At 60.3% G+C, this 19,442-nt stretch carries 19 protein-coding genes; 3 read left to right on the top strand and 16 right to left on the bottom strand.

Annotation, left to right across the window (positions count from 1 at the left end):
- Positions 1 to 30 precede the first annotated feature (30 nt).
- Positions 31 to 936: a GTP cyclohydrolase FolE2 gene (folE2, locus tag CAG46_RS02915; RefSeq protein ID WP_085616006.1), complete on the top strand. Its 906-nt coding sequence runs from the start codon at positions 31 to 33 to the stop codon at positions 934 to 936.
- Here the strand turns inward: folE2 and CAG46_RS02920 are convergent.
- On the bottom strand, positions 920 to 1,447 hold the full coding sequence (locus CAG46_RS02920) for a DUF3617 domain-containing protein (RefSeq protein ID WP_015272374.1): 528 nt from the start codon (positions 1,445 to 1,447) through the stop codon (positions 920 to 922). The two genes, folE2 and CAG46_RS02920, sit on opposite strands and share 17 nt — an antisense overlap.
- Before the next feature lie 132 nt (positions 1,448 to 1,579).
- Between CAG46_RS02920 and cls the strand changes: the two genes are divergently transcribed.
- A complete protein-coding gene (cls, locus tag CAG46_RS02925) occupies positions 1,580 to 3,019 on the top strand; it encodes a cardiolipin synthase (protein WP_085616008.1) in 1,440 nt (479 codons plus the stop codon).
- A 141-nt stretch (positions 3,020 to 3,160) separates the two neighbouring features.
- Here cls and cfaB read toward each other — a convergent pair whose 3' ends face one another.
- A complete protein-coding gene (gene cfaB, locus CAG46_RS02930; RefSeq protein ID WP_085616010.1) occupies positions 3,161 to 4,345 on the bottom strand; it encodes a C17 cyclopropane fatty acid synthase CfaB in 1,185 nt (394 codons plus the stop codon).
- A 207-nt stretch (positions 4,346 to 4,552) separates the two neighbouring features.
- Here cfaB and lpdA point away from each other — a divergent pair, with 207 nt between their 5' ends.
- Entirely contained in the window at positions 4,553 to 5,953 is a 1,401-nt protein-coding gene (gene lpdA / locus CAG46_RS02935) for a dihydrolipoyl dehydrogenase (RefSeq protein WP_085616012.1), read from the top strand.
- Positions 5,954 to 6,079: 126 nt separating this feature from the next.
- Here lpdA and glmS read toward each other — a convergent pair whose 3' ends face one another.
- The 14 genes from glmS to CAG46_RS03005 all read right to left on the bottom strand — a co-directional run bounded on the left by glmS (position 6,080) and on the right by CAG46_RS03005 (position 19,426).
- Positions 6,080 to 7,915, bottom strand: coding sequence for a glutamine--fructose-6-phosphate transaminase (isomerizing) (gene glmS / locus CAG46_RS02940; RefSeq protein WP_039612377.1), 1,836 nt, complete (start codon positions 7,913 to 7,915; stop codon positions 6,080 to 6,082).
- A 3-nt stretch (positions 7,916 to 7,918) separates the two neighbouring features.
- Complete coding sequence (locus tag CAG46_RS02945; RefSeq protein WP_015268400.1) at positions 7,919 to 8,695, bottom strand: DeoR/GlpR family DNA-binding transcription regulator; 777 nt, start codon at positions 8,693 to 8,695, stop codon at positions 7,919 to 7,921.
- Between the two features lie 305 nt (positions 8,696 to 9,000).
- Entirely contained in the window at positions 9,001 to 10,368 is a 1,368-nt protein-coding gene (glmU, locus tag CAG46_RS02950) for a bifunctional UDP-N-acetylglucosamine diphosphorylase/glucosamine-1-phosphate N-acetyltransferase GlmU (protein WP_085616014.1), read from the bottom strand.
- Between the two features lie 121 nt (positions 10,369 to 10,489).
- Positions 10,490 to 10,909, bottom strand: coding sequence for a F0F1 ATP synthase subunit epsilon (locus CAG46_RS02955; RefSeq protein ID WP_003260039.1), 420 nt, complete (start codon positions 10,907 to 10,909; stop codon positions 10,490 to 10,492).
- Between the two features lie 43 nt (positions 10,910 to 10,952).
- On the bottom strand, positions 10,953 to 12,329 hold the full coding sequence (atpD, locus tag CAG46_RS02960) for a F0F1 ATP synthase subunit beta (RefSeq protein WP_013974904.1): 1,377 nt from the start codon (positions 12,327 to 12,329) through the stop codon (positions 10,953 to 10,955).
- A gap of 27 nt (positions 12,330 to 12,356) precedes the next feature.
- Positions 12,357 to 13,217, bottom strand: coding sequence for a F0F1 ATP synthase subunit gamma (atpG, locus tag CAG46_RS02965; protein WP_013974905.1), 861 nt, complete (start codon positions 13,215 to 13,217; stop codon positions 12,357 to 12,359).
- 48 nt (positions 13,218 to 13,265) lie between these two features.
- Complete coding sequence (atpA, locus tag CAG46_RS02970; RefSeq protein WP_013974906.1) at positions 13,266 to 14,810, bottom strand: F0F1 ATP synthase subunit alpha; 1,545 nt, start codon at positions 14,808 to 14,810, stop codon at positions 13,266 to 13,268.
- 21 nt (positions 14,811 to 14,831) lie between these two features.
- Positions 14,832 to 15,368: a F0F1 ATP synthase subunit delta gene (locus tag CAG46_RS02975; protein ID WP_003253191.1), complete on the bottom strand. Its 537-nt coding sequence runs from the start codon at positions 15,366 to 15,368 to the stop codon at positions 14,832 to 14,834.
- Positions 15,369 to 15,380: 12 nt separating this feature from the next.
- Positions 15,381 to 15,851, bottom strand: a complete 471-nt coding sequence (locus CAG46_RS02980) for a F0F1 ATP synthase subunit B (protein WP_003260032.1) — start codon at positions 15,849 to 15,851, stop codon at positions 15,381 to 15,383.
- A gap of 56 nt (positions 15,852 to 15,907) precedes the next feature.
- Positions 15,908 to 16,165: a F0F1 ATP synthase subunit C gene (gene atpE, locus CAG46_RS02985; RefSeq protein WP_003097235.1), complete on the bottom strand. Its 258-nt coding sequence runs from the start codon at positions 16,163 to 16,165 to the stop codon at positions 15,908 to 15,910.
- 144 nt (positions 16,166 to 16,309) lie between these two features.
- The gene (atpB, locus tag CAG46_RS02990) at positions 16,310 to 17,179 is read right to left on the bottom strand and encodes a F0F1 ATP synthase subunit A (RefSeq protein WP_003260030.1); all 870 of its coding nucleotides are present in this window, start codon (positions 17,177 to 17,179) and stop codon (positions 16,310 to 16,312) included.
- Between the two features lie 16 nt (positions 17,180 to 17,195).
- A complete protein-coding gene (locus CAG46_RS02995) occupies positions 17,196 to 17,603 on the bottom strand; it encodes a F0F1 ATP synthase subunit I (protein WP_008092225.1) in 408 nt (135 codons plus the stop codon).
- 149 nt (positions 17,604 to 17,752) lie between these two features.
- Positions 17,753 to 18,625: a ParB/RepB/Spo0J family partition protein gene (locus CAG46_RS03000; RefSeq protein ID WP_075046821.1), complete on the bottom strand. Its 873-nt coding sequence runs from the start codon at positions 18,623 to 18,625 to the stop codon at positions 17,753 to 17,755.
- A 9-nt stretch (positions 18,626 to 18,634) separates the two neighbouring features.
- Positions 18,635 to 19,426 (bottom strand): ParA family protein, encoded by a 792-nt coding sequence (locus CAG46_RS03005; protein WP_012274913.1) that lies wholly within the window; start codon positions 19,424 to 19,426, stop codon positions 18,635 to 18,637.
- Positions 19,427 to 19,442 lie beyond the last annotated feature (16 nt).

Genomic DNA, 19,442 nt, shown 5'->3' on the forward strand with positions numbered 1-19,442 from the left:
CGCTGATCTCCCTTTTGTTTGGAATAGCAGATGACTCAGCTCAAGCTCCCCGACATAGCCGCACAAACCCATGAATACGCCTTGCCTTTGAACTGGGTGGGTATGTGCGGGATCGCCCAACCTGTGCAGTTCGAGGGGCGCACAGCAGCTGCCACTGTCGATGCCGGCGTTAGCCTGGTAGACGGCAGCTCACGCGGTATCCATATGTCACGGCTTTATCTCGCCCTGGAGTCGTTGGAGCACCAGCCCCTGACGCCGCTCACCATCCACCAGCTGCTGGCTGACTTCCTCAGCAGCCACGAAGGCCTTTCCGCCGCAGCCTATCTGCGTTTGCGCTTCGAGCATCTGCTAAAAAGGCCTGCATTGATCAGCCCGCTGGAGGGTTGGAAAAGCTATGCCGTCACAGTCGATGCAAGGATCGAAAATGAAATGTTCCACGTGGAACTATCCGTTTCCGTCCCTTACTCCTCGACCTGCCCATGCTCGGCTGCACTTGCACGGCAGCTGATTCAGCAGCAGTTCCAGGCGCATTTCAGCGCCGAGCAGGTCGACAAATCTGCAGTCCTACAGTGGCTTGGCAGCGCCGAAGGCATCGTAGCGACGCCCCATAGCCAACGTAGTAGCGCGCAAATCCAGGTAAGACTGCGCAGCAATCAGCAGGTTCTGCCAATCACCGAGTTGATCGACCGCATAGAAGCAAGCCTGGGGACAGCGGTGCAGACCGCAGTGAAGCGCGCAGACGAACAAGCCTTTGCCTTGGCCAACGGCCAGAACCTGATGTTCTGCGAAGACGCCGCACGACGCCTGCACAAGGCGCTACGGCAAATGGAATGGAGCACGGCCTTCAAGCTGCGCGTGGAACATGCAGAGAGCCTGCATGCCCACGATGCTGTCGCGACCAGCCAGTGGCAATGGGATGTCAGCTGCGCGGTTTGACCGAGCCGCAGTCATTACCCAACCACACGGCACGGGTGTTCATGCTGCCTTGCTGCTGTACACCCGAGGCGTTGAAGGTTCCATTGACCTGGGTGGTGAATTCCCGGTCACTGAGGAAAGTGGCCTGGCCGCTGCCCTGCGCTTTGGGGCAGCTGAACTGGAACTTCCACACATTGCCGGTGCGGTCGGTGATCTTCTGGGTACACCCTGACTTCGGGTCCTGCAGAGGGATATCGTTGGTTGCCACCTGTTCTGGCGTCAGGCAAGAGCGCACCCCCTTACCCCCAACAGTCACTCCCTGCTTGGCCAGCACCCCTTCCATCATCGCGCGCTGCTCTGGCGGCAGGTTCTTCAACTGGCCGAGCATGAACTCCATGTCGGGTAACGGCTTGCCATCGACCTGCATGTTGCTGGTGGTCAGCTCCCACAAACCTGGCTGTAGCATCTGAGCATGCACCAGCGGGCTGCTCACACCTAGGGCCAACGCCAACAGTGGCAGACGAATCTTCATGGACGAACGCTCCTGGAAAAAAGCCGGCCAAGCGGGCCGGGCTGAGCCTTAGACGCCAAATCCACCTGCAGGTTGCAAGGCGGACCGGGAACGTGTTCTGTTACTCAAGTGTACTCGGCAAGCAGGATGCATATGGACTACCACAGCCCCTACTTCTTCGGTTACCTACTCGGCCTGGTTCACCTGCTGGGTATCGTCGCCGCACTGCACGCACTGTTCACCGTGCGCACTGCCCAAGGCGCAATCGCCTGGGCCATGCCGTTGTTCTTCATCCCCTACCTCACCCTGATCCCTTACCTGATCTTCGGTGCGCGCTCGTTCTATGCCTACATCAAGGCCCGGCGCCAGGCCAACCAGGAAATGCATGTGGCCATGGCTAACCTCAATTGGCGGCCTTGGGTAGAAGAAGCCCTTACCGCCCGCGAGTCGGAAAGCTATGCGGCCTTGCGCGCCATGCCCAAGCTCGGGCGCATGCCCTGCCTTGCCAATAACGAGGTGAAGCTGCTGATCGATGGCAAGGCAACATTCGATGCAATATTCGCCGCCATCGAAAAAGCCCGCGACGTGGTGTTGGTGCAGTTCTTCATCATCCATGACGACAACCTTGGCAAAGCGCTGCAGCAACTGCTGCTGCGCAAAGCCGCCGAGGGTGTGCGGGTGTTCGTGCTGTATGACCGCGTCGGCAGCCATGCCTTGCCGGCAAGCTACAGCCAGTTGCTGCGCGACGGTGGTGTACAGATTCATGCCTTCGCAACCCGTCGTGGCTGGTTCAACCGCTTCCAGGTGAACTTCCGTAACCACCGCAAGATCGTGGTGGTGGATGGCTTGCTCGGTTTCATCGGCGGGCACAACGTGGGCGATGAGTACCTCGGTGGCCACCCGCAGCTCTCACCCTGGCGCGACACCCATGTGCAGATCAGCGGGCCGGTGCTGGCCTGCCTGCAGGAATCGTTCGCCGAAGACTGGTACTGGGCCACTCGCCAGCTACCACCGCTGATTCTGCCGGATGCCTACCCGGACAACGGCGTACTGTGCCAAGCCTTGGCCAGCGGCCCGGCCGACCCACAGGAAACCTGCTCGCTGTTCTTCCTTGAGGCGATCCATTCAGCCTCCCGGCGCGTGTGGATCACCAGCCCGTACTTCATCCCCGACGAGGCGGTGTTCGCCGCGTTGCGTTTGGCGGTACTGCGTGGGGTCGATGTGCGAGTGCTGATTCCGTCACGCCCAGACCATCGCATCGTCTATGCCGCCTCCAGCCTTTTCGCCTTCGAAGCGGTACGTGCGGGTGTGCGCATGTTCCGCTACCAACCGGGCTTCCTGCATCAGAAGGTGGTGCTGGTGGATGACGATGTCAGCGCGATCGGCAGTGCCAACCTGGACAACCGCTCGTTCCGCCTGAACTTCGAAATCACCCTGCTCACGGTCGACCGCGGCTTCGCTGACCAGGTCGAGAACATGCTGAACAATGACTTTGAACAGGCACGGGAAATTACTGCGGAGGACAGCCGCGATACTCATCGGCTGCAGCAACTGGGGATGCGGATTGCGCGGCTGATTTCGCCGATTCTCTGATGCGCTTGCGCCCGTTGCAGGGTATCGCGGACCTTGTGGGAGCGGGTTTACCCGCGAAGACGTCAGTGGCTGTACCGACGCATTCGCGGGTAAACCCGCTCCCACAGGGTATGGTGTCGCGCTTGCGTGCTTTGTAGCAATTCAGCGATACAGGTCTTCACGCGTCCAAGGCAGGTCATGGTGCCCATCGGCGTACGGCTTCACGGCCAGGATCTGATGCAGGTTGATCCAGCCTTTCTGGAAGGCATAGGCACACCCGGCCAGGTACAGGCGCCAGATGCGCAAAGTCTTCTCGGGCACCAGCGCCGCCGCCTTGTGCAGCTGGTTCTCCAGGTTCTCGCTCCAGTGGTGCAAGGTCTTGGCGTAGTGCAAACGCAGGCTTTCCACGTCTACCACCTCCAGCCCCGCTTCACAGATGCTGGCACTGATCATCGACAGGTGCGGCAGCTCGCCATGGGGGAAGACGTAGCGATCGATGAACTCGCCAGCGCCACGCCCGACCGGGCGGCCATCGACATGCTTGGCGGTGATACCGTGATTCATCACCAGCCCCCCTTCCCTCACGGCACCGAACAGCTTCTGGCTATACAGCGCCAGGTTGGCATGCCCGACATGCTCGAACATGCCAACGCTGACAACCTTGTCGAAGCGGCCATCCTGAGGCAGGTCGCGGTAGTCGAGAATCTGCAGGTCGACCTTGTCGGCCAACCCCTCTGCCTTCACCCGCTCGCGACCGAGCTTGAGTTGCTCCTTGCTCAAGGTGATACCAAACACCTTGGCGCCATATTCGCGAGCAGCGAAACGCGCCAGCCCGCCCCAGCCGCAGCCGACGTCGAGCAGGTACTCTCCTGCATCCAGGCGCAGCTTGCGGCACAGATGATCGAATTTGTCCTGCTGTGCCTGATCCAGCGTGTTGTCCGGCTCGCGGAAGTAGGCGCACGAGTAGGCCATGTCCTGATCCAGCCATAGCTGGTAGAACTCGTTGGAAACATCGTAATGGTAGGAAATGGCTTCGGCGTCGGTGCTCTTGTCATGGGCCCGGCGCTCCGGTGGAGCGTCATCCTCATCGGTCAGTAGCGCTTCGCTCAGCTCATCGCATACGCGGATGGCTTCACCAATATCGCCCTCCAGCTCCAGCTTGCCTTCGACGAATGCCGTGCCCAGCTGGTCCATGCTCGGGTGGCTCAACTGGCTGATCAGCTGTGGCTCCTTGACCAGGATGGTGACCTGCGGGCTAGGCCCCAGATCGAACTGGTTACCGTCCCACAGTTTCAGCCGCAGCGGCAGATGCAGGCTCTGCAGTGCCGGTGGAAGTTGCGCAAGCATGAACGACCCTCCTGTCCGTATTTGGCCACGACGCCTGATATTTCGAACGTCGCCGGATCAGAGTAGTTCATTCGTGGGATGTTTCCTCTAAACGAGACCATGGTCTAGAACCAACTGATCTTATCCACGCAGCAGATTGTATACAATTTTTGCGTCTCAGCTTAACCTTGTGCCCCTCTTGCGCTTCTTCATCCTGGAGTTGAACCCATGAAATCCTATGACGTGGTGATCATCGGCGGTGGCCCTGGCGGCTACAACGCAGCCATCCGCGCCGGCCAACTGGGCCTGAGCGTAGCCTGCGTGGAAGGCCGCTCGACCTTGGGCGGCACCTGCCTGAACGTGGGCTGCATGCCCTCCAAGGCGCTGCTGCATGCTTCCGAGCTGTATGAAGCCGCCAGTGGTGACGAGTTCGCCCACCTCGGTATCGAAGTCAAACCTACCCTCAACCTCGCCCAGATGATGAAACAGAAGGACGAGAGCGTGACCGGCCTGACCAAGGGCATCGAGTACCTTTTCCGCAAGAACAAGGTCGACTGGATCAAGGGCTGGGGCCGCCTGGACGGCGTCGGCAAGGTCGTGGTCAAGGCTGAGGACGGTAGCGAAACCGCACTGCAGGCCAAGGACATTGTCATTGCCACCGGCTCCGAACCTACGCCCCTGCCGGGCGTGACCATCGACAACCAGCGCATCATCGACTCGACCGGCGCGCTGTCGCTGCCACAGGTGCCCAAGCACCTGGTCGTCATCGGCGCCGGCGTGATCGGCCTTGAGCTGGGTTCGGTATGGCGCCGCCTGGGCAGCCAGGTCACGGTCATCGAATACCTCGACCGCATCTGCCCGGGCACCGACGAAGAAACCGCCAAGACCCTGCAGAAGGCCCTGGCCAAGCAAGGCATGGTGTTCAAGCTGGGCAGCAAGGTGACACAGGCCAGCGCCAGCGCCGATGCCGTGAGCCTGACCCTGGAGCCGGCCGTCGGTGGCACCGCAGAAACGCTGCAGGCCGACTACGTACTGGTCGCCATTGGCCGCCGCCCCTATACCAAAGGGCTGAACCTGGAAAGCGTGGGCCTGGAAACCGACAAGCGCGGCATGCTCGGCAACGACCACCACCGCACTTCCGTGCCGGGTATCTGGGTGATTGGCGACGTCACCTCCGGCCCGATGCTGGCGCACAAAGCCGAAGACGAAGCGGTGGCCTGCATCGAACGCATCGCCGGCAAGCCCCACGAGGTCAACTACAACCTTATCCCTGGCGTTATCTACACCCGCCCGGAGCTGGCCACCGTGGGCAAGACCGAAGAGCAGCTCAAGGCCGAAGGGCGTGCCTATAAAGTGGGCAAGTTCCCGTTCACGGCCAACAGCCGGGCCAAGATCAACCACGAGACCGAAGGCTTCGCCAAGGTCATCGCCGATGCCGAGACCGACGAAGTACTGGGTGTGCACCTGGTAGGCCCAAGTGTCAGCGAGATGATCGGTGAGTTCTGCGTGGCCATGGAGTTCTCGGCCTCGGCGGAAGACATCGCCCTCACCTGCCACCCCCACCCGACCCGCTCCGAGGCCTTGCGCCAGGCAGCGATGAATGTGGACGGGATGGCGATGCAGATTTGATGTGAGATAGCCGGGGGGCTGCTTTGCAGCCCATCGCGACACAAGGCCGCTCCTACAGGAAATTGCGTTCTCCTGTAGGAGCGGCCTTGTGTCGCGATGGGGCGCAAAGCGCCCCTGGCTTCTGGCTTACTCGACCGTAACCGACTTGGCCAGGTTACGCGGCTGGTCCACGTCGGTGCCCTTGAGCACGGCGACGTAGTACGACAGCAACTGCAGCGGGATGGTGTACAGGATCGGCGCCAGGGCGTCGGCGATGTGCGGCACCTTGATCACGTGGGTACCTTCGCCATTGGTCATGCCGGCCTGCTCGTCGGCAAACACTACCAGCTCGCCACCACGGGCGCGTACTTCCTGCAGGTTGGACTTCAGCTTCTCCAGCAGTTCGTTGTTCGGCGCAACGGTTACCACTGGCATGTCGCTGTCCACCAGAGCCAGCGGGCCGTGCTTCAACTCGCCTGCCGGGTAGGCTTCGGCGTGGATGTAGGAGATTTCCTTGAGCTTGAGCGCACCTTCCATCGCCACCGGGTACTGCGCACCACGGCCGAGGAACAGGGTGTGGTGCTTGTCGGCGAACAGTTCGGCGATCTTCTCGACGGTGGCGTCCATGGCCAGGGCTTCGCCCAGGCGGGCCGGCAGGCGGCGCAGTTCTTCAACCAGCTCGGCTTCGACGCCGGCTTCCAGGGTACCGCGCACCTGGCCCAGAGCCAGGGTCAGCAGCATCAGCGAAACCAGTTGGGTGGTGAAGGCTTTGGTCGAGGCCACGCCGATTTCCGGGCCAGCCAGAGTCAGCAGGGTCAGGTCCGACTCACGCACCAGCGAGCTGATACCGACGTTGCAGATCGCCAGGCTGCCGAGGAAGCCCAGCTCTTTGGCGTTGCGCAGTGCGGCCAGGGTGTCGGCGGTTTCGCCAGACTGCGAGATGGAGACGAACAGGGTGTCCGGCTGCACTACCACCTTGCGGTAACGGAACTCGCTGGCCACTTCGACCTGGCACGGGATCCCGGCCAGGCTTTCCAGCCAGTAACGGGCGACCATGCCGGCGTGGTAGCTGGTACCGCAGGCAACGATCTGCACGTTGCGCACCTTGGCGAACAGTTCGGCAGCCTGCGGGCCGAAGGCCTGGACCATCACGTTGTCCTTGCCCAGGCGACCTTCCAGGGTGCGCTGCACCACGCTTGGCTGCTCGTGGATTTCTTTGAGCATGAAGTGGCGGTAGGTGCCTTTGTCGGCAGCTTCGGCACCTTCGTGGTACTGCACGGTTTCGCGCTGGACCTTGTGGCCATCCTGGTCCCAGATGGAGACCTGGTCACGGCGGATTTCAGCAATGTCGCCTTCTTCCAGGTACATGAAGCGGTCGGTGACCTGGCGCAGGGCCAGTTGGTCGGACGCCAGGAAGTTCTCGCCCAGGCCCAGGCCGATGACCAGCGGGCTGCCACTGCGTGCGGCTACCAGGCGGTCAGGCTGCTTGGCACTGATCAGCGCCAGGCCGTAAGCACCATGCAAGCGCTTCACCGCAGCCTTCAGGGCATCGGTCAAGTCCGGAATGCTCTTCAGGGTGTGGTGGATCAGGTGGACGATGACTTCGGTATCGGTCTGCGAAGTGAAGACATAGCCAAGGCCCTTCAGCTCTTCGCGCAGTTCTTCGTGGTTCTCGATGATGCCGTTGTGCACCACGGCTACTTCATTGCCCGAGAAGTGCGGGTGGGCGTTGCCCTCGGTCGGCGCACCGTGGGTGGCCCAGCGAGTGTGGGCGATGCCCAGCTGGCCGGCCAGTGGCTCGGCGGCAACAGCGGCTTCCAGTTCACTGACCTTGCCGATACGGCGACGGCGCTGCAGTTCACCGTTCTGGGTGAGGACGGCCAGGCCGGCGCTGTCGTACCCGCGGTACTCAAGACGCTTGAGGCCTTCGATCAGGATGGCTGTGATGTTGCGTTCGGCGACGGCACCAACGATTCCACACATGGTTTATTGCTCCTGGCTGATCGCGGCGCAGATCAGGTTGATGCCGCGGGCTTGAATTTGTTCGCGTGCCGCTGCGGGCAGGCGTTCGTCAGTAATAAGGGTGTGCACGCTGCCCCAGGGCAGCTCGAGGTTGGGGATCTTGCGCCCTACCTTGTCCGATTCGACCATCACGATCACTTCACGGGCGACTTCGGCCATGACCCGGCTCAGCCCGAGAAGTTCGTTGAAGGTGGTGGTACCGCGGCCGAGGTCGATGCCGTCGGCGCCGATGAACAGTTGGTCGAAATCGTAGGAGCGCAACACCTGCTCGGCCACCTGGCCCTGGAATGACTCCGAATGCGGGTCCCAGGTGCCACCGGTCATCAGCAGCACCGGCTCGTGTTCGAGGTCGCAGATGGCGCGGGCCACGTTCATCGAATTGGTCATCACCACCAGGCCAGGATGGCGCCCCAGTTCGGGAATCATGGCTGCCGTGGTGCTGCCGCTGTCGATGATGATGCGCGCATGTTCGCGGATACGTGCCACGGCGGCGCGGGCGATGGCCTTTTTATAGGAAGACACCGGCTGGGCAGGTTCACCGAGCAGCTCTTGTGGCACCGGGACCGCGCCACCGTAGCGCCGTAGCAACAGGCCGTTGGTTTCGAGGGCAGCGAGGTCCTTGCGGATGGTGACTTCCGAGGTAGCGAAACGCTTGGCCAACGCGTCCACACTCACCTCGCCCTGCTCGCTGAGCAAAGCCAGGATGTTGTGCCGCCGCTGCGGGGTGTTTCGTTTCGACATGAGCGCTTAAGTTTCGATTCGAAAGATAATGGTGGCAATCAAAACCTAAGATGAGCGATTCGTCAAGTTATCGCTGCCCTGTGGATAGATTCTCTCTGCACTGGCGCGGCTTTTGTAGGAGCGGCCTTGTGTCGCGATGGGCCGCAGCGCGGCCCCAGGTTTTCGAGGCAAAACAGAAATTGCCGGGGCTGCTTTGCAGCCCATCGCGACACAAGGCCGCTCCTACAGAGGGTGCGATATGCCGCAAAATAAAAAGCCGACTTATTCACATAAGTCGGCTTTCGATCGAAACAGCTGTGTATAACTCAGCTCTTCTTGATCTTCTCCGGCCGCTTCCAACCCGAGATGTTGCGCTGACGCGCACGAGCCACCGCCAGGTCGCCTTCCTCCACGGTCTGGGTGATGGTCGAACCGGCAGCAGTGGTCGCACCAGCCTTGATTTCCACAGGCGCTACCAACGAGTTGTTCGAGCCGATGAACACGTCCTCGCCCATCACGGTCTTGAACTTGTTGGCGCCATCGTAGTTGCAGGTAATGGTGCCGGCGCCGATGTTACTGCGTGCACCGATTTCGGCATCGCCCAGGTAGGTGAGGTGACCCGCCTTGGCGCCTTCCCCGAGGTGGGCGTTTTTCAGTTCGACGAAGTTACCCACATGGGCCTTGGCATCCAGCACACTGCCCGGGCGCAGGCGGGCGAACGGGCCGGCATCGCTGCCCTCGCCCATCACGGCGCCTTCGAGGTGGCTGTTGGCCTTGACCACTGCGCCTTTGCGCAGGGTGGTGTTCTTGATCACGCAGTTAGGGCCTATCTGCACATCGTCCTCGATGACCACCTTGCCTTCGAGAATCACGTTGATGTCGATCAGCACATCACGGCCAACGGTCACTTCACCGCGGACATCGAAGCGCGCCGGGTCGCGCAGGGTCACACCCTGGGCCATCAGGCGACGGCCTTCGCGCAACTGGTAGTGGCGCTCCAGCTCGGACAGCTGGCGACGGTCGTTGGCGCCCTGCACTTCCATCGGGTCGTGCGGCTGTTCGGTAGCCACCACCAGGCCATCGGCCACAGCCATGGCGATGACGTCGGTCAGGTAATACTCGCCCTGAGCGTTGTTGTTCGACAGGCGGCCCATCCAGTCGGCCAGGCGCGCGGCTGGCAGGGCCAGAATACCGGTGTTGCCTTCCTTGATCGCTTTCTGCGCATCGTTGGCGTCCTTGTGCTCAACGATGGCGGTCACCTTGCCCTGCTCGTCACGCACGATGCGGCCATAGCCGGTCGGGTCGTCGAGGGTCACCGTGAGCAGGCCCAGTTGCTGCTCGTTGGCCTTGGCCAGCAGACGCTGCAGGGTTTCCACTTCGATCAACGGCACATCACCGTACAGCACCAGCACGGTTTCGGCGGTCAAGGCCGGTAGTGCCTGAGCAACCGCATGGCCGGTACCCAGCTGCTTGTCCTGCATGACGAAGTTCAGGTCGTCGGCGGCCAGGCGCTCGCGAACCAGCTCGGCACCATGGCCAATGACCACATGAATACCTTGCGGCTGCAGCTGGCGCGCGCTGTGGATAACATGGCCGAGCATGGAGTTGCCGGCTACCGGGTGCAGCACCTTTGGCAGCGCCGAGCGCATGCGGGTGCCTTGGCCGGCGGCGAGAATAACGATATCGAGTGACATTACTGGCTACCAATCCTGGGTGGTCAGTGAAATGACCGGGGGGAGAAATCAGAAAAAGAAAAAGGGTAGCCGAGGCTACCCTTTTACTCAATCGCTACAGAAGTTATCAGCCGAGGGCCGATTACTTGCCTCTGCGCATTTGCTGGACGGTACGCAGCTGAGCTGCGGCCTCGGCCAGACGTGCGGCGGCGGCGCCGTAGTCGAAGTCCGCGCCTTTCAGATTCAGGGCGTTCTCGGCAGCCTTGAGGGCTTCCTGAGCCTGAGCTTCATCCAGGTCTGCAGCACGTTGCACGGTATCGGCAAGCACCTTGACCATGTTCGGCTGAACCTCGAGGAAACCACCAGAGATGTAGAACACCTCTTGGGCGCCACCCTGCTTGGTCAGCGTGATCGGACCAGGCTTGAGATTGGTGATCAGCGGCGCGTGACCCGGAGCGATACCAAGATCACCTAGGTTACCGTGCGCAACTACCATCTCGACCAGGCCGGAGAAGATCTCTCCTTCCGCGCTGACGATATCGCAATGGACTGTCATAGCCATCTGCTTGCCTCAACCTGATAGCGCCCCTTGCGGGGCGCAGGAATTACAGTTTCTTGGCTTTCTCGATCGCTTCGTCGATGCTGCCGACCATGTAGAACGCTTGTTCTGGCAGGTGGTCGTAGTCACCTTTGAGGATGCCGCTGAAGCCAGCGATGGTGTCTTTCAGGGAAACGTACTTGCCTGGCGAACCGGTGAAGACTTCGGCCACGAAGAACGGCTGCGACAGGAAGCGCTGGATCTTACGAGCGCGGGCTACCAGTTGCTTGTCGGCTTCGGACAGTTCGTCCATACCCAGGATCGCGATGATGTCCTTCAGCTCTTTGTAGCGCTGCAGAACATACTGAACGCCACGAGCGGTCTCGTAGTGCTCGTTGCCGATCACGTTCGGGTCCAGCTGGCGCGAAGTCGAGTCCAGTGGGTCGACGGCTGGGTAGATACCCAGGGAGGCGATGTCACGGGACAGAACGACGGTGGCGTCCAAGTGGGCGAAGGTGGTCGCTGGCGACGGGTCGGTCAAGTCGTCCGCAGGTACGTATACGGCCTGAACGGAGGTGATCGAACCTTCCTTGGTGGAGGTGATACGCTCTTGCAGAACGCCCATCTCTTCAGCCAGGGTCGGCTGGTAACCTACTGCCGAAGGCATACGGCCCAGCAGTGCGGATACTTCGGTACCGGCCAGGGTGTAACGATAGATGTTGTCGACGAACAGCAGAACGTCGTTACCTTCGTCACGGAATTTCTCGGCCATGGTCAGGCCGGTCAGCGCTACGCGCAGACGGTTTCCTGGTGGCTCGTTCATCTGACCGTAGACCAGCGCTACCTTGTCGAGAACGTTGGAGTCCTTCATCTCGTGGTAGAAGTCGTTACCCTCACGAGTACGCTCACCCACACCAGCGAACACGGAGTAACCGCTGTGTTCCATGGCGATGTTACGGATCAGTTCCATCATGTTTACGGTCTTGCCGACACCGGCACCACCGAACAGACCAACCTTACCACCCTTGGCGAACGGGCAAACCAGGTCGATAACCTTGATGCCGGTTTCCAGCAGGTCGTTGCCGCCTGCCTGGTCAGCGAACGAAGGCGCTGGCTGGTGGATACCGCGACGCTCTTCTTCGCCGATCGGGCCGGCCTCGTCGATCGGGTTGCCCAGTACGTCCATGATACGGCCCAGGGTGGCCTTACCAACAGGAACGGAAATGGCAGCGCCGGAGTCAACGACTTCCAGACCGCGCTTCAGGCCTTCGGTCGAGCCCATCGCAATGGTACGAACCACGCCGTCGCCCAGCTGCTGCTGAACTTCCAGGGTGGTTTCCGCGCCTTGTACTTTCAGCGCGTTGTAAACACTCGGCACGACGTCACGTGGGAATTCCACGTCGATGACGGCGCCGATGATTTGAACGATACGTCCGCTACTCATAGCTGGATCCTCTGAATATTTGAACCGTTAAACCGCGGCAGCGCCGCCGACGATTTCCGAGATCTCCTGGGTGATCGCAGCCTGACGCGCCTTGTTGTAGATCAACTGAAGCTCTTTGATCAAATCACCGGCGTTGTCTGTGGCGTTCTTCATGGCGATCATCCGGGCCGCTTGTTCAGCAGCGTTGTTCTCGACCACCGCCTGGTACACCTGCGACTCCACGTAACGCACCATCAAGCCGTCCAGCAGCTCTTTTGCGTCGGGTTCGTACAGGTAGTCCCAGTGATGCTTGAGATCCTGATCCGGGGTTGCCACCAACGGTACCAATTGCTCGACCGTTGGCTTCTGGGTCATGGTGTTGATGAACTTGTTCGAAACCACCGAGAGGCGATCGATACGGCCGTCCAGGTAGGCGTCCAGCATTACTTTGACGGAGCCGATCAGATCGTTGATCGATGGCTCTTCGCCCAAGTGGCTGATCGCGGCTACGACGTTACCGCCAAAGATGCGGAAGAAAGTCGCACCCTTGCTGCCGATCACGCACAGGTCGATTTCCACGCCCTGTTCGCGGTTTTCGTTCATGTCCTTGACCAGGGCCTTGAACAGGTTGGTGTTCAAGCCACCGCACAGACCACGGTCACTGCTCACCACGATATAACCGGCGCGCTTTACAGGGCGCTCGATCATGAACGGGTGGCGGTATTCCGGGTTGGCGTTGGCCAGATGACCGATCACCTGGCGGATACGCTCCGCGTAAGGACGGCTAGCAGCCATGCGCATTTGTGCCTTGCGCATCTTGCTGACCGCCACTTTCTCCATGGCGCTGGTAATTTTTTGCGTGCTTTTGATGCTCGCAATCTTACTGCGAATCTCTTTTGCGCCTGCCATGTATCACCTATCAGGTTAGCAAGCGGGGGCCTGAGCCCCCGCTGCGGCTTACCAGGTCTGGGTGGCCTTGAACTTCTCGATACCGGCTTTCAGGCCTGCGTCGATTTCGTCGTTGAAGTCACCCTTCACGTTGATCTTCGCCATCAGTTCAGCGTGATCACGGTTGAAGAAGGCGATCAGTGCTTGCTCGAAGCTACCGATCTTGGAGACTTCTACGTCAGTCAGGAAGCCACGCTCAGCGGCGTACAGCGACAGGGCCATGTCCGCGATGGACATCGGCGCGTACTGCTTCTGCTTCATCAGCTCGGTAACGCGCTGACCATGCTCCAGCTGCTTGCGGGTCGCTTCGTCCAGATCGGAAGCGAACTGGGCGAATGCAGCCAGTTCACGGTACTGAGCCAGAGCGGTACGGATACCACCGGACAGCTTCTTGATGATCTTGGTCTGAGCGGCACCACCTACGCGGGATACCGAAACACCGGCGTTCACTGCAGGGCGGATGCCCGAGTTGAACATGGCCGATTCCAGGAAGATCTGACCGTCGGTGATGGAAATCACGTTGGTCGGAACGAACGCGGAAACGTCGCCAGCCTGGGTTTCGATGATCGGCAGGGCGGTCAGGGAACCGGTTTTGCCAGTCACAGCACCGTTGGTGAACTTCTCGACGTACTCTTCCGAAACGCGCGATGCACGCTCCAGCAGACGGGAGTGGAGATAGAACACGTCACCTGGGTACGCTTCACGTCCTGGTGGACGGCGCAGCAGCAGGGAGATCTGACGGTAGGCAACGGCCTGCTTGGACAGGTCATCGTAAACGATCAGGGCGTCTTCACCGCGGTCACGGAAGAACTCGCCCATGGTGCAGCCGGCGTATGGCGCCAGGAACTGCAGTGCGGCGGATTCCGAAGCACTGGCAACGACCACGATGGTGTTGGCCAGGGCGCCGGCTTCTTCCAGCTTGCGAACGATGTTGGCAACGGTGGAACGCTTCTGGCCGACAGCAACATAAACACAGAAAATACCGGAGTCTTTCTGGTTGATGATGGCGTCGATGGCCATGGCGGTCTTGCCGATCTGACGGTCACCGATGATCAGCTCGCGCTGGCCACGGCCGACAGGGATCATGGCGTCGACGGACTTGTAGCCAGTCTGTACAGGCTGGTCTACCGACTTACGCCAGATCACGCCTGGAGCGACCTTTTCGACCGCGTCGGTTTCGGTGGTGGTCAGAGGACCTTTGCCATCGATCGGGTTACCCAGAGCGTCGACGACGCGGCCCAGCAGGCCTTTGCCGACCGGAACTTCCAGGATGCGACCGGTGCACTTGGCGCTCATGCCTTCGGCGAGGGTGTCATAGGCACCCAGGATCACTGCACCTACGGAGTCTTGCTCCAGGTTCAGGGCCATGCCGAATACGCTGCCAGGGAACTCGATCATTTCGCCGTACATGACGTCGGCCAGACCGTGGATCCGCACGATACCGTCGGATACCGAAACAACGGTACCTTCGTTACGGGCTTGGGAGCTCACATCGAGGTTGTCGATGCGGCCCTTGATGATTTCACTAATTTCGGAAGGATTGAGTTGCTGCATTGCTCTGCTGCCCCTTCAAACTCAAGATTTCAATGCTTCGGCCAGTTTCGCGATTTTGCCGCGAACAGAGCCATCGATTACCAGGTCACCAGCGCGGATGACGACGCCGCCAATCAGGCTGGCATCCTCCGACGCGTGCAGGCGCACTTCCTGGCCTAACCGTGCACTGAGAACCTTGGCGAGTTTGTCTTGCTGTTCTTGGTTCAACGCGAAGGCACTGGTGACTTCCACGTCCACGGATTTCTCTTGCTCGGCCTTGTACAGGTCGAACAGGGCGGCAATCTCCGGCAGAAGCAGGAGACGGTCGTTTTCCGCGGCAACATGAATGAAATTCTGTGCCTGTGCATTGAACTTGTCACCGCACACGTCAATGAACGTGGCGGCCTTTTCTGCGCTCGTCAGTCGCGGGGCCTTGAGCAGGCGCTGCATGGTGTCGTCTTGCGACACCGCAGCAGCCAGGCCGAGCATGGCTGACCAATTGGCCAGTTGCTGATGGGCCTGGGCATGCTCAAAGGCAGCCTTAGCGTAAGGTCGGGCCAACGTGGTCAGTTCTGCCATGATCGCCCTCGCTTAAATTTCAGCGGCCAGTTTGTTAACCAGCTCCGCATGCGCGTTTTGATCGATTGTGGCGCCAAGGATCTTTTCAGCACCACCAACGGCCAGGGCACCCACTTGGGCACGCAGGGCGTCTTTAGCGCTGTTCAGTTCCTGTTCGATCTCGGCCAGAGCCTGAGCCTTCACACGGTCAGCTTCGACGCGGGCCTGATCACGGGCTTCCTCGACAAGCTGAGCAGCGCGTTTCTTGCTTTGCTCGATGATTTCGGCTGCCTGTGCTTTAGCTTCACGCAGTTGCTGACCCGCTTTCTCTTGGGCCAGCTCCAGGTCGCGAGCTGCGCGGTTGGCAGCGTCCAAGCCGTCGGCAATCTTCTTTTGGCGCTCTTGCAGGGCAGTGATGACCGGAGGCCATACATACTTCATGCAGAAGAGTACAAAAATCAGAAAAGCAACGGATTGGCCAATCAGGGTTGCATTAATGTTCACGCCAACACCTCGCTCGGTCTTAATTCATACAGCCATCAACTCGTGGTGACGAGTGATTAGCCGGCGATCTGACCAACGAACGGATTCGCGAAGGTGAAGAACAGAGCGATACCAACACCGATCATGGTTACGGCGTCGAGCAGACCGGCAACGATGAACATTTTAACCTGCAGCATCGGAACCATTTCTGGTTGACGAGCAGCGCCTTCCAGGAACTTGCCGCCCAGCAGGCCGAAACCAATGGCGGTACCCAGAGCACCCAGGCCGATCAGCAGAGCAACAGCGATAGCGGTCAGACCAACTACAGTTTCCATCTTTCCTCCCGACTTTTACGTCGTATTGGTTAGGTTTTTAGTTTGAAGCGGTAAAACAAATCGTTTGGTACAGCATGCCCTTGCGGACTTTTTAAGCCCTCCCCCCGAACAGGCGGGGAAGGCTATCAGACACGCCAGGCGGTCTTAATGGTTATCTTCGTGAGCCATCGACAGGTAGACGATGGTCAGCATCATGAAGATGAAAGCTTGCAGGGTGATGATCAGGATGTGGAACACAGCCCACGCCCATTGCAGCACCACACCCAGGCCGCTGAGCCACAGCAGGCCGGAGCCGAACATTACAGCGATCAGGATGAACACCAGTTCGCCGGCATACATGTTGCCGAACAGACGCAGTGCCAGCGAGATCGGCTTGGCGATCAGGGTGACGAATTCCAGCAGGAAGTTGACCGGAATCAGCAGGATCTGAACGAAGATGTTCTTGCTGCCGAACGGGTGCAGGGTCAGCTCACCGATGAAGCCGCCCAGGCCCTTGACCTTGATGCTGTAGAAGATGATCAGGGCGAACACGCAGAAGGCCATGGCCAGGGTCGCGTTCGGGTCGGTGGTCGACACGGCGCGGAACGGAATGTGCGGGTCACCGGAGATCAGGATGGCCAGCTGAGGAATCCAGTCGACCGGTACCAGGTCGACGGCGTTCATCAGGAATACCCAGACGAAAATGGTCAGCGCCAGCGGAGCGATTACCGGGCTACGGCCGTGGAAGGAGTCCTTCACGCTGCCGTTGACGAAGTCCACCATCACTTCTACGAAGTTCTGCAGGCCGCCAGGTTGGCCGGAAGTCGCCTTCTTGGCCGCCATGCGGAAGATGAACAGGAAGATCAGACCCAGCGCGACGGACCAACCCAGGGTGTCCAGGTGGAACGCCCAGAAGCCCATTGCCTTGGCTTCTGCAGCCGAATGGGCGAAGCCCCAGCTGCCGTCTGGTAGTTGACCGTAGGTCAGGTTCTGCAAGTGGTGCTGGATATAGCCCGAAGCGGTTTCTGCTGCCATGGTTGCCTCAAACGCCCTAAGGTCTCGAAAGTCTTTTATTCATCAGCAGGGGCGCGAACCAGCTGACCAAAAGGGTCAACACGAAGACGCCGAATACTGCTAACGGCGCCAGTGGCTTCACTCCTGCGAAGGTCAGTGCAAAAAGCACTGCCGTCAAAATCATCTTGCCTGCCTCGCCAGCGTAGAACGACTTGACGATGGCTTGTGCCGCCCGGGCCCCGCTGAAGCGAAAAGCCTTCCAGGCGAAATACACATTGGGTAGCCAGGCAATCAAACCTCCGCAAAGGCCTGAATATCCACTGACCGCCCCTTTCCACTGCCACAACACCAACGTTGCCAGCAGCAGTACGACGAATTGAGCCAGCAGTACCGGGAAAACCGCCCAGCGATGGAAAGGCAGGCGGTTTGGCGTGCGGATTTCCATCACAACTGCTCCTCGGAAGTCGACCAGCAAGTCAGTTATGACTTGGCATAATTTGTGCCGACAAAATGCGCGCAGAGTATAGGGGTGGATTAACCCCTATTCAACTATTCGGTAGTGATTTCCGACTGCGCGCTACAACGGGAATTGTTTCAGCGGATGTGAGCAAGCACGCCTTGCAACTCGTCAAGCGAGTTGTAGCGAATAACCAATTGGCCTTTGCCCTTGTTGCCATGGCGGATCTGCACGGCCGAGCCCAGGCGCTCTGCGAGCCGCTGTTCAAGGCGTGCGATATCCGGATCAGGTTTGCTCGGTTCGACCGGATCAGGTTTGTCGCTGAGCCACTGACGAACCAGTGCCTCGGTTTGGCGCACGGTGAGGCCACGTGCGACAACATGACGCGCCCCCTCTTCCTGGCGGTGTTCTTCCAGGCCGAGTAATGCACGGGCGTGGCCCATCTCCAGGTCGCCATGGGCGAGCATGGTCTTGATCGCGTCAGGCAGGGTGATCAGGCGCAGCAGGTTGGCCACGGTCACCCGCGACTTGCCCACGGCATCGGCCACCTGTTGCTGGGTGAGCTCGAACTCCTGCTGCAGCCGCTGCAGGGCCAGGGCCTCTTCCAGCGGGTTGAGGTCTTCGCGCTGGATGTTCTCGATCAGCGCCATGGCGATGGCGGCTTCGTCGGGCACTTCGCGGACCATCGCCGGGATCTTGTCCAGGCCAGCTTGCTGGGTGGCGCGCCAGCGGCGCTCACCGGCAATGATCTCGAAGCGGTTGCCATCGATCGGGCGCACCACGATCGGTTGCATCACGCCATGGTTGCGAATCGAGTGCGCGAGCTCTTCCAGCGCCTCCGGGTCCATGTCCCGGCGCGGCTGGTACTTGCCACGCTGGATCAGCTCGACCGGCAGGTGTTGCAGTTCTTTCTGGTCGATCTTCACAGCCTGCTCTTCGAGCGCGCTGACGGAAGGACCACTGAGCAGTGCATCCAACCCACGTCCGAGACCCCGTTTCTTGACGGCCATACGGATTCCTTAAGTTGTTTGTGCAGTGCGTGATTGACGGCGTTGACGGCGTACCAGTTCCCCGGCCAGGGCCAGATAAGCCAGCGCGCCTCGCGATTGCTTGTCGTAGGCCAGGGCCGGCATGCCGAAGCTCGGGGCCTCGGCCAGGCGAATGTTGCGCGGAATGACCGTGTCGTACAGCTGCGGGCCAAAGTGCTCCTTCAGCTGCGCCGAGACATCGTTGTTCAGGCTCAGGCGCGGATCGTACATGGTCCGCAGCAGGCCCTCGATCTTCAGCTCCGGGTTCAGCCGGGCGGCGATGCGCTTGATGTTATCCACAAGGTCGCTGAGACCTTCCAGTGCGTAGTACTCGCACTGCATCGGGATGATCACGCCATCGGAGGCGACCAGGGCGTTGAGCGTGAGCATCGACAGCGACGGAGGGCAGTCGATGAGAATGTAGTCGTAGTTCTCGCGAATCGGCGCCAGGGCGTTGCGCAGGCGGCTCTCCTTGACCTGCATTTCCAGCAGCACCACTTCGGCGGCGGTCAGGTCACGGTTGGCCGGCAGCAACTGGAAACCACCGTGCTCGGAGTAATGCATGGCCTGGGCCAGGTCGCATTCCCCGATCAACAGGTCGTAGACCGAGTGCTCGAGCTCGTGCTTGTCCACACCGCTGCCCATGGTGGCGTTGCCCTGCGGATCGAGGTCGATCAGCAGCACACGACGCTTGGTCGCGGCCAGCGAGGCGGCGAGATTGATACAGGTGGTTGTCTTGCCCACACCACCTTTCTGGTTCGCGATTGCGAATACCTTAGCCATTGTTGCGTGTGTTCCC

It is taken from the genome of Pseudomonas sp. B23(2017), assembly GCF_002113725.1.
GTDB classification, from domain to species: Bacteria; Pseudomonadota; Gammaproteobacteria; order Pseudomonadales; family Pseudomonadaceae; genus Aquipseudomonas; species Aquipseudomonas putida_Z.

Bases quoted from the DNA above. Each gene is read 5' to 3' on its own strand.
- folE2 (WP_085616006.1), top strand. From the start codon at position 31: ATGACTCAGCTCAAGCTCCCCGACATAGCCGCACAAACCCATGAATAC.
- CAG46_RS02920 (WP_015272374.1), bottom strand. From the start codon at position 1,447: ATGAAGATTCGTCTGCCACTGTTGGCGTTGGCCCTAGGTGTGAGCAGC.
- cls (WP_085616008.1), top strand. From the start codon at position 1,580: ATGGACTACCACAGCCCCTACTTCTTCGGTTACCTACTCGGCCTGGTT.
- cfaB (WP_085616010.1), bottom strand. From the start codon at position 4,345: ATGCTTGCGCAACTTCCACCGGCACTGCAGAGCCTGCATCTGCCGCTG.
- lpdA (WP_085616012.1), top strand. From the start codon at position 4,553: ATGAAATCCTATGACGTGGTGATCATCGGCGGTGGCCCTGGCGGCTAC.
- glmS (WP_039612377.1), bottom strand. From the start codon at position 7,915: ATGTGTGGAATCGTTGGTGCCGTCGCCGAACGCAACATCACAGCCATC.
- CAG46_RS02945 (WP_015268400.1), bottom strand. From the start codon at position 8,695: ATGTCGAAACGAAACACCCCGCAGCGGCGGCACAACATCCTGGCTTTG.
- glmU (WP_085616014.1), bottom strand. From the start codon at position 10,368: ATGTCACTCGATATCGTTATTCTCGCCGCCGGCCAAGGCACCCGCATG.
- CAG46_RS02955 (WP_003260039.1), bottom strand. From the start codon at position 10,909: ATGGCTATGACAGTCCATTGCGATATCGTCAGCGCGGAAGGAGAGATC.
- atpD (WP_013974904.1), bottom strand. From the start codon at position 12,329: ATGAGTAGCGGACGTATCGTTCAAATCATCGGCGCCGTCATCGACGTG.
- atpG (WP_013974905.1), bottom strand. From the start codon at position 13,217: ATGGCAGGCGCAAAAGAGATTCGCAGTAAGATTGCGAGCATCAAAAGC.
- atpA (WP_013974906.1), bottom strand. From the start codon at position 14,810: ATGCAGCAACTCAATCCTTCCGAAATTAGTGAAATCATCAAGGGCCGC.
- CAG46_RS02975 (WP_003253191.1), bottom strand. From the start codon at position 15,368: ATGGCAGAACTGACCACGTTGGCCCGACCTTACGCTAAGGCTGCCTTT.
- atpE (WP_003097235.1), bottom strand. From the start codon at position 16,165: ATGGAAACTGTAGTTGGTCTGACCGCTATCGCTGTTGCTCTGCTGATC.
- atpB (WP_003260030.1), bottom strand. From the start codon at position 17,179: ATGGCAGCAGAAACCGCTTCGGGCTATATCCAGCACCACTTGCAGAAC.
- CAG46_RS02995 (WP_008092225.1), bottom strand. From the start codon at position 17,603: ATGGAAATCCGCACGCCAAACCGCCTGCCTTTCCATCGCTGGGCGGTT.
- CAG46_RS03000 (WP_075046821.1), bottom strand. From the start codon at position 18,625: ATGGCCGTCAAGAAACGGGGTCTCGGACGTGGGTTGGATGCACTGCTC.
- CAG46_RS03005 (WP_012274913.1), bottom strand. From the start codon at position 19,426: ATGGCTAAGGTATTCGCAATCGCGAACCAGAAAGGTGGTGTGGGCAAG.